Raw genomic sequence first — 14,277 nt, 5'->3', positions numbered from 1 at the left:
CTCGGAAACGGAACCAATGATGAATTACGCGAACTGTCCCTCGTAGATGAAACTCGTTCCATAGAGATCGAGCCCCGTCACATCGTTCAGCAGACCGATGAGCTCGTCGCTCTCATCGGCTTGGCCGACGCGCCATATAGCAGTGCCTGGCGTCAGACCCGCATGATTTTCTGTAAGAACGTAATCCACTGGACCGCCAGCCAGTTGGACCATATCGATTCCGACCTCGAAATCCCAAACAAAACCGTAATCGTTGAGACCTTCATCGCTGGCGGTTGTATCGTCGTAGTAAGTGCCGTTTGCATCGCCGAAGACGAATATGTCACTGCCGCCGCTTCCAACAAATACGTCAATCTCGCCGATACCCGGTGCGGCATCCAAGACGTTCACTGCCATCAGAACCTCGTCAGTTTCATCGCCCTGAATAATGTCATCTCCGGTAATTTCGGTAACTGTCAGGTCGCCGAACGTCACGTCGAAGTAATGCGCGTTTAGATATATCGATCCCGTGGCCGGCGCTTCGTCGAGCGAAAAGGTCTCGACGGTCTGCAACGTCCAATCGACCGGCTCCGTTGTTCCGACTTCCCAGGCCTTCAGGCTGTACAGTCGGTCATACAGGCCAATCTGTTCGACCCGAACCGTGAAATTGTAGCTGAGACCCTCTTCGAGCGAGAGGCTTCTGGTGGTGCCAAGCACTTCTGAGAATGTATGGTAACTGTGGCTTTTGAAAAGATGAGTGTAAAAGAACGACGCGCCCGGTTCGTAGCCGCTTGCGGGCTGCCAACCGGTGAACCGCCCCGTTGTATGCCCGTCCCAGAGCATCCCGATGGCCAAACCACCGCCATCACGTCCAAGCGGATCAACGTTCTGAAGATCGTGAGCGGTAATGACTACGTTCAGCTCGTAGTTGTCCCAGCTTTGATCGCCAAGCACCAGAAGCCGATCGTATCCCAATTGAACTGGCCGGGCACCATTTTCATCCCAGGTCCAGGCGCCGTCTACGACTTGAACAACTTCCTGAATATCGGCCACGGAACCCCAGTCGATCGCGTAATTCGGGTCCCAAGTGCCGCCACCCTCGTACTCGATTGTCACATCTTGAGCAAAAACCGCACCGTTCGCCAGCGTCGCATAGATAGTAACGATGTCGTCCGTGGCACTTGGATCAAGCAGGGCATAGTCGATATCGATATTGAAATCGCCGTTCTCCTGCAGGCGCCTTGTATCCGGCCCCATGGAGAGTGAGACAAGAGCGCCACCGTTCAGGCTGTAGGCCAGACTGGAGACCGTATCAGCGGCATTGCCCAGTATATTGATCCACCGCTGACCTTCCCCGGGACTCCCAAAGCTTTGCACATCGCCGTGCCAGACATCTATCGGCTTCTGGACATCGAGCGTTGCCGTCGCTTGCGACGTCAGCGTCCCGTCGGTTATCGTATAGGCAAAGCTGTCCAGCCCTTGGAAGCCTTCGTCCGGCACATACAGGAACGTGCCATCGCCATTATCGGTCAGCGTGCCATGTGACACAGAGCCAACCGAAGTGACTGAGATCGTATCGCCAACATCCGGATCATAGTCGTTTGCCAGAAGATCATCATAACTAAAGATCAGATTGTCCGGGACACCGAACGCATCATCCGAAGCGACTGGGGCATGGTTCTGCGGGACATAACTTCCGTCCTCATCCACGATCGGATCAAGCGAGTTCTGGAAATAGTCGATCTGAGCTATGTACCCCGGAACATCGCTATCAAACGACGTGCTACCCGCAAAAACACCGACCTTCGTGACGGTCATTTCCCGTTCCAGGGTATGGGCCACGATCCAGTCCGATGTGTCCCCCCGATATTCGAAGGTGAACAAATCACCTTCCCGGGTGATCCGGAATTCCTCGACCGCACCGGAACCGACCGTGCTGAACAACGGGTAGGTCGTCGTGTTGCCGTCGATATTACCGACGATCAAAGTCAGTTTGTTGCCTGTGTAGGCCAAATCGAACCGCAACCAGTTTCCGTCATCCTCCACCACGAGCAAGCCGTGTTCCTGATACTTCAGGCCAGGCTCGGTCAGAAACCCGGCCTGTATTTGAAAATCCAGATCCAGGACATCCTGCATAAGCCGGGGTGTCGTCAGGTTGCCCGACGCGCTGACCTGTACTCCCTGCGGCGAGATGATCTGCGCAAAGGCCTCGACTCCATCATAGCCAATGTAGGCAGCTCCGGAGATGCCCTCGAAGGTCCAGACGGATGACAGTGCGTCGCCCGAAAAATCGTCAGATACAGCATCGAACAGATCGACAAGTACCGAGACTTGACCTTCGGAAGTGAACGAACCGTCACTGACAGTGTATGTGAACGTCTCGATACCTTCGAAAGAAGGCGCGGGCATGTAGACGTAGTTGCCACCGCCAAGGCCATCGATAGTACCGTTTTCAAGTCCGCTGAATCCGACGATTACCAATTCATCGCGGTTGATATCGTAGTCGTTGCTCAGAAGATCGGCGGCTGTAAATTCAAGAAACGTGTCCGGGTCCATCGAAAAATTGTCAGGCGCGGTCACAGGCGGAGCGGGCGCTGGCTCGTATCCCGCGTCCTCGTCCAGTAGCGGCGTTTCCGAAGACTGTACGTAGTCCACTTGAACCGTCAGGCCCGAATCCGCGCCCACACTCCCCGCGAAAACTCCCGCTTGGGTAGGGGCCATCGCGATCACGGCATCGCCAGCGACTGTCCAGGCGTCTCCATCCTCGGAATAGGAGAACGTAAACAAATCAGCGTTCCGCTCCAAGCGCAGATACTCGACCGTTTCGGGTATCGGTGTCTTGAGCAAGACCGAGGAATTGCCACCAACCGTTAAGGCAGCAAAGGCGTAAAGTCGTGTGCCGTCCGAATACATGTCATAGCGCAACCAAGTCCCGGCACCTTCCTCGATCAGGAAACCCTGCATCTGGTGGGCTTGGGACGGCGTCGAAATAAAACGTACCTCGTAAGAAAAATCCTCGTCTGTGATCTCTTGCATGGCGCGCGGCGCATTGCGTGTGGTTCCCCACAGGTCAAAATTACCGCCGGTCGTCGCGATCTCGAGGTAGGCATCGTCGGCATTTCCGCCAAGACCGAAAGTGGCGCCCTGCTTTGGCACGACCTGCCAATTGTGAGACAGGGTCGATCCGTTGAAATCGTCAGCAACAAGTTCGGGTGGCGGAGGCGTGCCGACCGTGAGCGTCACCGTGGCGGTGTCTTCGGACGTGCCGTCCGAAACCGTGTAGGCAAACCCATCGTACCCTTCATAGCCGGCAGCCGGCGTGTAGGTATACGTACCGTCGCCATTGTCAGTGAGAGTGCCGTTGCTTGGTGCAGTCACCGAGACGATGACCATGGGATCACCGTCCGGTTCGATGTCATTGGCGATCAGTTCCGCAGTCGACAGCGTAAGCGGGACGTCAGGAGCCGTCGCAAAGGAGTCGTCCACCGCATTCGGCGGGGCCGTGATGCCGTCCTCGGTCAGCACCGGATCGCTTGTCGCTTCGACATAATCTACAATAGCGGAGAACCCGTCGGCAGCTCCGACGCTGGCGCCGAAAACCCCGGTCTGGGTCACGACAATGCTGCGGGTGGCAGTACCGGCAACAGCCCAAGTCTCCCCATCTGTCGAATATGAGAATGTGAATGTGTCTTCGGTCAGCACCGGATCGCTTGTCGCTTCGACATAATCTACAATAGCGGAGAACCCGTCGGCAGCTCCGACGCTGGCGCCGAAAACCCCGGTCTGGGTCACGACAATGCTGCGGGTGGCAGTACCGGCAACAGCCCAAGTCTCCCCATCTGTCGAATATGAGAATGTGAATGTGTCTTCGGTCAGCACCGGATCGCTTGTCGCTTCGACATAATCTACAATAGCGGAGAACCCGTCGGCAGCTCCGACGCTGGCGCCGAAAACCCCGGTCTGGGTCACGACAATGCTGCGGGTGGCAGTACCGGCAACAGCCCAAGTCTCCCCATCTGTCGAATATGAGAATGTGAATGTGTCTCCGGTGCGATCAAGCCTCAGATAAGGCGCGGCGCCCTCCGGGATCACGGTCCGGAACAACTGCGAAGAACTGCCCTCTACAGTAGACGCGGCAAAGGCGTAGAGCCGGGAACCGTCGGAATAAGTGTCGAAGCGCAACCAGTTGGACTCATCTCCCTCGATGAGGAAGCCTTGCATCTGGTAGGCCTCGGTTGGCACGGAGAGGAAACGTGCCTCAATTTCGAAATCTTCGTCCGATACATCCTGCATAGCACGAACAGCGTTGTTGCCGTTCCAGATGTCATGGTTGCCGGGTCCGGTGCTGAGCGATAGGAATGACTCTTGGCCCTCGCTTCCGAGTGAATGCGACGTGCCGTTCGGCGCCACGATCTGCCATTGCAGTCCGAGTGCACTATTATGGAAGTCATCCGAAACAAACGAAGGCGGTGGCGGGGTGCCGACCGTCAGAACGACCTGTGCCGTGTCTTCGGTGATCCCGTCTGACACCGTATACTCGAAGACATCGTATCCTTGGTAACCCGCATCGGGCGCATAGGTCCACGTTCCGTCCTGGTTGTCCGTAAGCGTGCCGTTCTGCGGCGATCCGACGGAAATCACCGTCAGAGTGGTTCCATCCGGTTCAAGATCGTTGTACAGCAGGTCGGCGACGGCAAACGTCAGCGGTACGTCCGCATCGGTGACAAGGCTATCGTCCACCGCATCGACGGGCATCAAGCTACCATCTTCGCTGCCAAGCGGGGCCAGGGAGGTTTCGAAATAATCGACCTGCGCAGTAAAGCCCGTGGCCCCCGCCGCATTGCCTGCATAGACACCAGTCGCGGTGACATTCAGCGCATGCGTGAAGCTTCCAGCCGTTACCCAGGTCGCGCCATCGGTGGAATAGCGGAAGGTCCATTCGTCGCCGACGCGCACCACCTCGAGGTACGGCGCAGCTGCCGTCGGCAACGCTGCGCTGATCCGCACCGAAGACGCGCCGTTCACGGTGACCGCTGCAAAGACGCGCAACACGTTGCCATCGGAATAGGTGTCGAACCGGATCCAGTTGGCTTCATCCTGCTCGACCAGAATGCCCTGCATCTGATAGCGCTCGCTCGGCACCGATAGGAAACGCGTTGAGAGTGTGAAATCCTCGTCCGGCGTGTCCTGCATCGCCCGTCCGGCGTTGTTGTTGTTCCAGAGATCGAAGTTCCCGTCCGGTGTTATCAGTTCAAGCCAGGAATCGATGCCATCGGACACCAACCCGCTCGTGACCCCGGAAGGCCCTTCGATCCGCCAACCGCCGCCCAATGACAAAGATGAAAAATCATCCGAGAAAGGATCGGACGGGGGCGAAGGCGCTTGGACCGTAACCGTCACCGTCGCGCTATCTGTCAGTTCGCCGTCCGACACCGAATAGGTGAAGGTGTCATCGCCCACATACCCTGTCCCCGGCGTGTAGGTCCAAGTGCCGTCAAGATTGTCCGTAAGCGTACCGTTGGTCGGCTGCGTGTAACCGGTAATAACCAGCGTGTCATTTTCCGGGTCCGAGTCATTGGCCAGCAGGTCTGCAGCATTGATTGACACCTCAGTATCGGCCATCGCCGCCACTGCGTCATCCTGCGCCGTCGGTCCGGTATTGGCACCGATAACCGTTCCATCTTCGCTGCCAAGCGGGGCCAGGGAGGTTTCGAAATAATCGACCTGCGCAGTAAAGCCCGTGGCCCCCGCCGCATTGCCTGCATAGACACCAGTCGCGGTGACATTCAGCGCATGCGTGAAGCTTCCAGCCGTTACCCAGGTCGCGCCATCGGTGGAATAGCGGAAGGTCCATTCGTCGCCGACGCGCACCACCTCGAGGTACGGCGCAGCTGCCGTCGGCAACGCTGCGCTGATCCGCACCGAAGACGCGCCGTTCACGGTGACCGCTGCAAAGACGCGCAACACGTTGCCATCGGAATAGGTGTCGAACCGGATCCAGTTGGCTTCATCCTGCTCGACCAGAATGCCCTGCATCTGATAGCGCTCGCTCGGCACCGATAGGAAACGCGTTGAGAGTGTGAAATCCTCGTCCGGCGTGTCCTGCATCGCCCGTCCGGCGTTGTTGTTGTTCCAGAGATCGAAGTTCCCGTCCGGTGTTATCAGTTCAAGCCAGGAATCGATGCCATCGGACACCAACCCGCTCGTGACCCCGGAAGGCCCTTCGATCCGCCAACCGCCGCCCAATGACAAAGATGAAAAATCATCCGAGAAAGGATCGGACGGGGGCGAAGGCGCGTCCACAAAGTCCGACTGGTAGGCCACGCCATCCTCTGTCGTAAGCGGGTCGGACGAGATTTCGAAATAGTCAATTTGCGCGGTATAGCCGGTTGCAGCGCCCGAGTTACCTGCAAAAACGCCCGCCGAGGTCACCGTCAGTTCCTGGCTAAAATTGCCCGCTTCGACCCATGTCTCCCCATCGCCAGAATATTCGAACGTCCAGACTCTGCCGTCCCGGGATACTCGAATGAATTCTGCGCTGCCTTCTGGGATCACCACGTTGATCCGAGCCGAGGACTGGCCGTCCAGCGTCACCGCTGCAAAGGCCCGCAACGAGGTCCCGTCCGAGTACACATCGAAGCGAATCCAGTTGTTGGCATCGCTTTCGATCAAGATGCCCTGCGTCTGTGCACCAGTGTCGGGCGTCGAAAGAAATCTGGTCTCAACAGCGAAGTCTTCGTCGCTTACGTCCTGCATGGCGCGGGCGCTGTTGTTGATATTCCAGAGGTCGTAATTTCCGTCAGGCGTCACCAGTTCCAGCCACGCTTCGCCGTTCGCCGATCCATGCCCCCAGCCCACTCCGGCAGGGCCTTCTACCCTCCATCGGCTATCAAGGATCGAACTGGAAAAATCATCTGAAGCCATCAAAGCAAACCTTCACAGAAAATATAAAAACAACTTACGCCAGAGAACATTTTACGCGTTGCATATTGAATCACCAAGAAATCAAACCGGAAACTGGCGGTGTATGCTACCCTTCCGTGCTTCGACGTGGGCGCCAAAACATACAAAAATTCAACTTCAGCGTGTGAGCATGTTCCAAAACAATTCGATATCGCTGAAAATTTTTCGTACGGATCAATACTTAGTGCCAGAAGATTATGCGCTTGGGTTGATCACCGGTCTCAGTTTCGCACGGGACGCTGTCACACATCGCTCGATGATTTTATACTCGCAGGAGTGTACAGACTGCATGATGAATCGTCTTTTCGGTGTTAGACGGCTGCTTCCCGGCCCGTTGATTCGTCCAAATCCAATCGAAGACATCCATTGGAAACCCGAGCAGCGCAAGTCATTGCCTCGATGCTGTCTGGCGTTTGCTTGAGAGACAGGACTCGCAAACCCATGCAGAAGGAGGGTGCCCCGCCTTACCGAGGCTCTGGACCCGTTCTTGTGTCATAACCAAAACATGACGATTGCGTTGCGTGCGAACGCGGACAGAACGAATTTTGGACACATGTCAAAGCGGGTTGCGACGCGCCGTCAGTGCTTGAGCGTGCCTGACATGCCACTGGACTTTGACCGCGCCCGAACCGGAGCCATGCAGATGGTTCCGGCGTTTGGCGCGGATGGAGCAGCCGAAACATGCGCGGAGCTTTCTAGTGGCGCGGCGCGGCTGTCGGTAGTGGTCAAGAGCTTCTCGGCGAAATCCTTTGATTTCAGTTTGCGCTTCACCCTGATCGTCAAGCTCTCCCGGCTGTGCTCGTCCGGGATGTGGCGTGTCCGGAAGACCATTGAGTCCTCAATCCGACACCGCACGAAGTCATAGCACCAGATATGTTTCGATAATCCGGTCGCAGCCGAACACATGATCCGTCATTCGACCAGAACCTCTCGGATCGCATCCACGCGCGCCTTAACTTGCCCGACAAGCAACTCACCTTGCCGCAGCTTCGTAGCAGTTCTGATGCTACGTTTTCCCAGATTTTACGCGGACCACTTCAGTGAAGGAGGATCACGGGAGCGTTCTTCAGCTTCTCAAAACATCGTTCGACCAGGTTGCGCAGCTGATACCAGCTCGGGTCACGATCGACACGTCCTGCGAGTCCATTTTTTGAACACTGCCGAGCCGCCATTCAGCTTTCTGGAACAGCTTCTAGGCACCGACACACGCAGTATCGGGATGCACGATAGAATCTTAAGAAAGAATCATTGAAAACTTAGAAAGCTTGTCATGAAATAAGTCTTAATTGTGACATTTTTTGTTCGTACTAGGGTGGATTACTATGAAGGTTATTTTCGACAACGCCGCGCAGACGCATGGCGCTTTTTCATACGAGACAACCACAGATATCGTCAAGGTTGATGGATTTTATAGCAGATTTATTAAGAGAGGTCTAGATGTAGTATTGGTGTGCTTCGTCGCCCCAACGGCGCTCATAGTTATCCTATTTTTTGCGGCACTGATCGCGATGGATGGAAGTAATCCTTTCTATTCCCAGACCCGCTTAGGGCGAAACGGCCGAAAATTTCGGATGTGGAAACTGCGAAGCATGATTCCCGACGCGGATGCAAGGCTTGAAGAGCACTTGAAGGCCAACCCGGACGCTGCACGCGAGTGGCGTACCAAACAGAAATTGCAGAACGATCACCGACTAACCCGTGTGGGTTCCTTTATCCGCCGCACGTCGATTGATGAACTGCCGCAGGTCTGGAATGTCCTGAATGGGACGATGTCCTTGGTTGGTCCGCGCCCGATGATGGAATGCCAGGCCGAACTCTATCCGGGAAAACGCTACTATCGGCAGCGGCCTGGAATTACCGGGTTGTGGCAGATCTCCGATCGCCATACCTCCGATTTCGCTGAACGCGCCAAATTCGACGACGCCTATGACAGGGAAGTGTCGCTGATGACCGACCTGCGGATCCTCGTTGCGACAATTGGTGTGGTTTTTCGTTGCACCGGTGTTTAACACGGGTGCGACCTGCCAAGGCCGCGTGACCTTACTGCCATAGAGTACAAAAGAAATCTGCTTGGCGTGATGTTTTGCGAGCGGTCGGTCGCCTGATGTGGAAACCTTTGTTGCGGTCACCTCCGATCAACAGAAAGGTGTCCTCATGCAGGCACTCTACAAAGCAACTTTGGTTTTCGTAATCTTGACCTTCGCGGGTTTGGCTTCTGCTCAATCTGCCTATCGCATCAGCCCGGGCGACACGCTTCAGGTCGAGGTTATCGAGGACCCGTCGTTAAACCGCAACGTGGTCGTGCTGCCGGATGGTCGCTTCAGTTTTCCGACAGCGGGTTCGATCATGGCGGCGGGCCGCACGGTCGAACAAGTGACCGCCGCGATCGCCGTCGCAATCGAGGACAACTTTGCCTCACCCCCGAACGTCTACGTAGGCGTTCAGCCGGCACCACCCCGACCCTTGCCGCCCGTAACTGTGGAACCCCGCGAAGAGCCCGTGATCGCCGTCTTCTTATTGGGCGAAGTCAAAACGGGCGGTCGGATCGAGATGGTGCCAGGCACGACTTTTTTGCAAGCTCTTGCGCAGGCCGGGGGGCTTACGCCTTTTGCTGCGACCAAGCGCGTGCAGCTCCGGCGGACCGACGCGTCTACCGGTCAGCAAAAAGTCTATACGGTGAATTTTCATGCCCTTTCGCGAGGCGCTGCTTTGAGCCGAGATATCCGACTTCTGGATGGCGATGTAATTCTGGTTCCCGAACGCCGACTGTTTGAGTAGGACGCCAAACATGCCTTGCAGCAATTGGCCGTGGACGACAGCGGCGAGTGTCGGCTGCCTTATGGCGCAGGGCATTTTCAGCGGTGCCATTGCTCAAGAAAACACAGGCGGTATGCTGGCACGAGCCCAGCTGTCCTTTGGCATTCTGGCCGAGAACAATGATCTTCGCGCTCGCAGCGACCTAAGTTTTGACTTGAGTACTGTGACCCGGACGCAGGAATTTCGGTTTTCAGTTGCGACCGAGCTAGAATATCCAGACTCCGATTCTTCATTGGGCTTGGTTTCGCCAACGCTCCAGGCGGAGTACGCGCGAACAAGTGCCAACGCGTCACTTGGTGTAACCGCATCTTATAGCCGGAATGAGATCGATTCCTTCACCGCTCAAGAGATCGAGGAAGACAGCGACGCGCCTCGCCAGGCAGAGCTTATTGCCGACAGCGGCTTCCGTTCAGACACCCGCGTCTCGACGCGGCTGACACTTGCGACCCGTTCGCCGGTTGGAGCCGAGCTCGGGGTTGGTCTTCAACAAGTGCGATACACTGGAGTGGATAACGTATCACTGACCGACTACGACGTCTTCGATACTGAGGCGCAGTTGCGCTTCACTGTTGATCAGCGCATTGAGGCGCGAGTCTCATTGCGTCAGAGTGACCTGCGATCAACAGATGCTGGTGATGACAGGATCGAACAGTCTGTCGGCATCGGCACCACCCTTTTGCTGTCTCAATTGGCGCGGTTAGACGTCAATCTGGATTATACCGAGATTGAAAGCAGCTCCGCTGGCCAATCGACCAAGACCGACAGCGGTCCGACCTTCACTGCTGCGGCGGTCTGGGATCGGTCGAACGGCGAATTGCGTTTTGATGTGGATAGCCGGATCACCGGGGGCGGAACCCGGTTCACTGCGGAAGCGGGACGGTCGCACGAAAACCCGCGAGGCGCATTCAGTTGGTCGGTGGGTGCCTCCCGAGGTGGAGATGGCCTCGTCCATGCGACACTCGCTTTTGGCTACGATGTCGAGAACCAAAGCTCCGGGTTTGGTGCCGGGCTGTTTCGGGAAATCCGAGCTGATGCCTTCGGCGAAGAGGCGCTCCAGAATCGCATCGACGTCAATTATCGAAATGCCTTGACAGAGCGTGATGCCGTTGAAGTCGGTCTGGGCTATCGCGTTACCGAACCACTTGTCAGCGAAGATGAAGGCGTAACAAGCTTGGATTTCACGCTCGGCTACAGCCGCGAGGTAACGCGTGGCATCCATCTGCTGACAAGCCTGTCGCATTCCCGCACTCGAGTAGAGTCCGATAGCGATCAAAGCGAGACGTCACTTTACTTCGGGATCCAGAGACGTTTCTCTTGGTCGCCTTGAGACTGCGTTTGCGGTTGAGATACGCGCCCGAAGCTAGTCGGAGCCGCCGAACCCTCGGGCCCTTTTAAACTGATGAAGTCGGCCAGCGCCCTTACCAAAGAGGCATGGCGCCGACCTTGTGACAATTGCGGGGCAACAAGTTCGGTTGAGGTGAGGAGCCTGGGCAGTTCAGAGACATCCCATGCCACATAAAGACCTGGTGTGCCCTCGAAGGAATGAGCGGTTGCGACCTGATGGTCGTTGCGATGCTCGCCCAGATCATGCCGTCGTGGTACCAGGATCAGGGGGCGCCGGTAACGGCAGGCTGAAAGAACCGTCCCGATCCCAGCATGGGCTACTATGACTCGCGCACGCTGAAACATTTCACCAAATTCATTCGGAGGTATCATCGAGCGCACGTCTAGATGCGGGCGTGAGGCCTTTTCCTCCCCGATCTGCGCCACGACTTGCTCGTCGTTGACCGAGGCGAAATGGTCCATCGCTTCTGTCAGTCTGGGAAACGGTAACTGGGTGCCGATGGTCAGAAAAATCATAGGACAGCCCCAAAATACTTTGCATCTTCCCGCTGTGCGAGGTCAGGCCATTGCGTCACCCAAAGGTCCGAGAACCGACGAGCGAGCTTGCCCGACATGGAGATCGTTTCAGCATTGGCAAGGGAATCGATCCACACCGTCCGCTTGCCCAGTCCTTTGGCCAGCACCAAGGCAAGCAGACCGGGCAGAGCCCCGGTCGAGATGACAATGTCAGGCCGGAATTTCAGCAGGCGGTAGCTTATGCTGACAACGGCCCAGGGAAGCTTGATTAGGCTGTCGCGGCTAATATCGGGGATGACCACTGCCGGCGCTGCGTCGAATTCTTCCGAAAGCCCGGCAAGAGTCGTGGCAAAAAGCACGTCGCAATCTTCGAACGCCGACCGCAGCACCATGAGTTGCTGCCAGTGCCCGCCGGCCGATGCGATGGCAAGGACCCGGGTGTGTCGAACGTTCTCTGTCCTCTTCATATGTGCTCCTCCAAGCCAGCCGAGAAAGGCGCTCGCGCACAGGCAATTTTCAGCACCGGGAATAAATGTCTTCGTAGCGGCGGATATCGTCTTCACCGAGATATGTGCCGGTCTGGACCTCGATGAGATACATCGGCACCTTTCCCGGGTTGGCCATGCGGTGAACGGTGCCAACCGGGATGTAGACCGAGCCGTTTTCCGAGACGAGCGAGACCTCTTCGCCAATTGTCACTTCGGCCGTACCGCCCACGACGATCCAATGCTCGGAACGGTGGACGTGAGACTGTAGAGACAGCACACCGCCAGGTTTGACCATGATCCGTTTGACCTGAAAGCGACCGCCGACGATCAGGGACTCATACCAGCCCCAGGGTCTGTGGTAGCGAGGGTATTCTGTGGCCTGCGTCTTGCTTTGCCTCTGAAGCTGGGCGAGCGCCTCGGGCAATTCGTCCAGTTTGCTACGGTCCGCAAAAAGCACCGCATCGCGCATCGCGACCGCAACCACGTTGGTCAGTCCGAGGCCGAGGACCTGGATGGCCCCGTCATCGCTGCGTAGCAGCGTATCGCGGCATTTCACCGCCAAAACGTCCCCCGACGTCGCTACCCCGTCGGCGTCGCGCGCGCTGAACGACCAAAGGGCGTCCCAGCCGTCGAGATCGAGACATCGGGTCTTGTGAGCGATCCGCGGACGGTGCGTGTCTTTCCCAATAATATCCTCTACGAAATCGAGCTTCTTTGCTTGGGAGTAGGCGGCAGCGTCGCATAGGAAGGCACCCGGTTCCGCGGTGCCCTCACTGACTGCCCGTCGGCAGACTTCCACTAGCTCCGGCGCAGTATTGTCGAATGCAGTTATCAGATCAGAATGCCGCATCATCACGATGCTCGCAGAGGCATCTGCGGCGCTTGTTTGCTCGAAGCTCTCTTCATCTGGATCGGACAACACCCGAAGTGCCGCACCTCTGGAGTCCGGAACAGACGCGACACTGCGTTTGGCGCTGTGGTTCACCTGTTCTCGGTTTGCGACCGGGAATATTACTATCTCGCCGCTACGAACCTCGTCCTGGGCATCAAGAAGAGCGGCGCGAAAGGCTGCGACGTCGTTCGCGACGTGGGTTGCAGAGATAATGAGCAGCAAGCTTTCCGAGTCTTTGTCGACGGTTAAGGCCGCAGCAAGGACTGAAGCGGCAGTGCCGTGACACTCAGGCTCGGCGAGTACCGTTGAGTCCCAAACGCCCACTTCTTCTGCTTGATCATGCGCAAGGTAACGAAAATCCGAATGTGTGACGACCATTGGCGCGGCAAACCCCTCGCCGGAGATTTGCCTCAAAATGTTCTGGAAGGGTGAGGAGCCATTCATCAGCGGAGCAAATTGCGTGGGCAAGCTCTGACGTGAACTGGGCCACAACGGAGTCTCTGAGCCTGCACAAAGGATAATAGGTTGGATCATAAGAAAAACCTTCACTTTTGAAACGAGGAAACAGGGGACCTGAAGTACGCAATTTCATTGCGAGTTGTAGAGTTGAATGCACTGGGAAGTGCAAAGCGGACTGAAGCCAGCCTGTGCGTCATCACGTGAAAGCCGAAATGACAATGTTGAATAGATCAAATTTTGTCCACGTAGCCAACGCCGCCCATTGTCGGCACCCATCGGAAAGCGTTAACTCATGCAGAACGATTTAGGCTGAGACAGATTTCCTTTCAAACGCGATCAGTCGTAATGAGCCCCTATAGCGAAACGCTGCCGACAGAAGGTCAGCGTTAACCTTAAGGCAGCAATCAGTTTTATATTGGACCCTACAGGTCGCAATCCGTCAACTGATTCCTCTTGCCCTCGAGAGGGTGGAAGTTTTGAGAAAGTGGCCAGCGCGGGTAAGTCAGCAATGCGCTTTTCCAAGCTAAAGAATTGATAACAATTGCTTTTTAGATTGATTTGGCCTGCGAAACAAAATCTTTCCAGCATTTAGGCTTTGTAAGGTTTAGGCGATTGCTTCGCCGTATCGTTAAAGGGATATGTGCACTATTATAGAGAGTCGGTATATCGCAGCACAGCTCAAGGTGGTATTTCTTAGGCAATGTTGGCTTGGATCAAGGTTTGTAACCAGTAGATCACGGTTGCCGCCAGCGCGATGGCTGAGCTGAAGACCTTTGGACAGCTTTCATGGCCTGTCGCCACGCGTCGCCAATCTCTGAG

The 14,277-nt window shown here is 56.3% G+C and carries 8 protein-coding genes; 4 read left to right on the top strand and 4 right to left on the bottom strand.

What is annotated here, in order from left to right:
* Positions 1 to 24: 24 nt before the first annotated feature.
* Positions 25 to 6,903 carry a cadherin-like domain-containing protein gene (locus tag BW990_RS20010; RefSeq protein WP_083950745.1) on the bottom strand — a complete coding sequence of 2,293 codons (6,879 nt, stop codon included), beginning with the start codon at positions 6,901 to 6,903 and terminating at the stop codon, positions 25 to 27.
* Between the two features lie 640 nt (positions 6,904 to 7,543).
* Between BW990_RS20010 and BW990_RS22595 the strand changes: the two genes are divergently transcribed.
* From BW990_RS22595 to BW990_RS21675, 4 genes are all read left to right on the top strand, one after another.
* Positions 7,544 to 7,807, top strand: coding sequence for a hypothetical protein (locus BW990_RS22595; RefSeq protein WP_200798081.1), 264 nt, complete (start codon positions 7,544 to 7,546; stop codon positions 7,805 to 7,807).
* 457 nt (positions 7,808 to 8,264) lie between these two features.
* Positions 8,265 to 8,951 carry a sugar transferase gene (locus BW990_RS20000; protein ID WP_076451128.1) on the top strand — a complete coding sequence of 229 codons (687 nt, stop codon included), beginning with the start codon at positions 8,265 to 8,267 and terminating at the stop codon, positions 8,949 to 8,951.
* A 145-nt stretch (positions 8,952 to 9,096) separates the two neighbouring features.
* The gene (locus tag BW990_RS19995; protein WP_076451127.1) at positions 9,097 to 9,720 is read left to right on the top strand and encodes a polysaccharide biosynthesis/export family protein; all 624 of its coding nucleotides are present in this window, start codon (positions 9,097 to 9,099) and stop codon (positions 9,718 to 9,720) included.
* 61 nt (positions 9,721 to 9,781) lie between these two features.
* Positions 9,782 to 11,086: a hypothetical protein gene (locus BW990_RS21675; RefSeq protein WP_143526298.1), complete on the top strand. Its 1,305-nt coding sequence runs from the start codon at positions 9,782 to 9,784 to the stop codon at positions 11,084 to 11,086.
* On the opposite strand, the gene BW990_RS19985 is transcribed toward BW990_RS21675, so the two are convergent.
* From BW990_RS19985 to BW990_RS19975, 3 genes are read right to left on the bottom strand one after another with little or no spacing between them, the layout of a single operon-like run.
* Positions 11,047 to 11,619 (bottom strand): glycosyltransferase, encoded by a 573-nt coding sequence (locus tag BW990_RS19985; protein ID WP_076451124.1) that lies wholly within the window; start codon positions 11,617 to 11,619, stop codon positions 11,047 to 11,049. The two genes, BW990_RS21675 and BW990_RS19985, sit on opposite strands and share 40 nt — an antisense overlap.
* Positions 11,616 to 12,086, bottom strand: coding sequence for a glycosyltransferase family protein (locus BW990_RS19980; protein ID WP_076451122.1), 471 nt, complete (start codon positions 12,084 to 12,086; stop codon positions 11,616 to 11,618). Before BW990_RS19980 ends, BW990_RS19985 begins: the two co-directional genes overlap by 4 nt.
* A 49-nt stretch (positions 12,087 to 12,135) precedes the next feature.
* Complete coding sequence (locus BW990_RS19975; protein WP_076451120.1) at positions 12,136 to 13,533, bottom strand: sugar phosphate nucleotidyltransferase; 1,398 nt, start codon at positions 13,531 to 13,533, stop codon at positions 12,136 to 12,138.
* Between the last annotated feature and the right edge of the window lie 744 nt (positions 13,534 to 14,277).

It is taken from the genome of Roseivivax lentus, from assembly GCF_900156805.1.
In the GTDB taxonomy this organism is placed as follows: Bacteria; Pseudomonadota; Alphaproteobacteria; order Rhodobacterales; family Rhodobacteraceae; genus Roseivivax; species Roseivivax lentus.
This window is presented reverse-complemented; position numbering and strand designations above follow the sequence as displayed.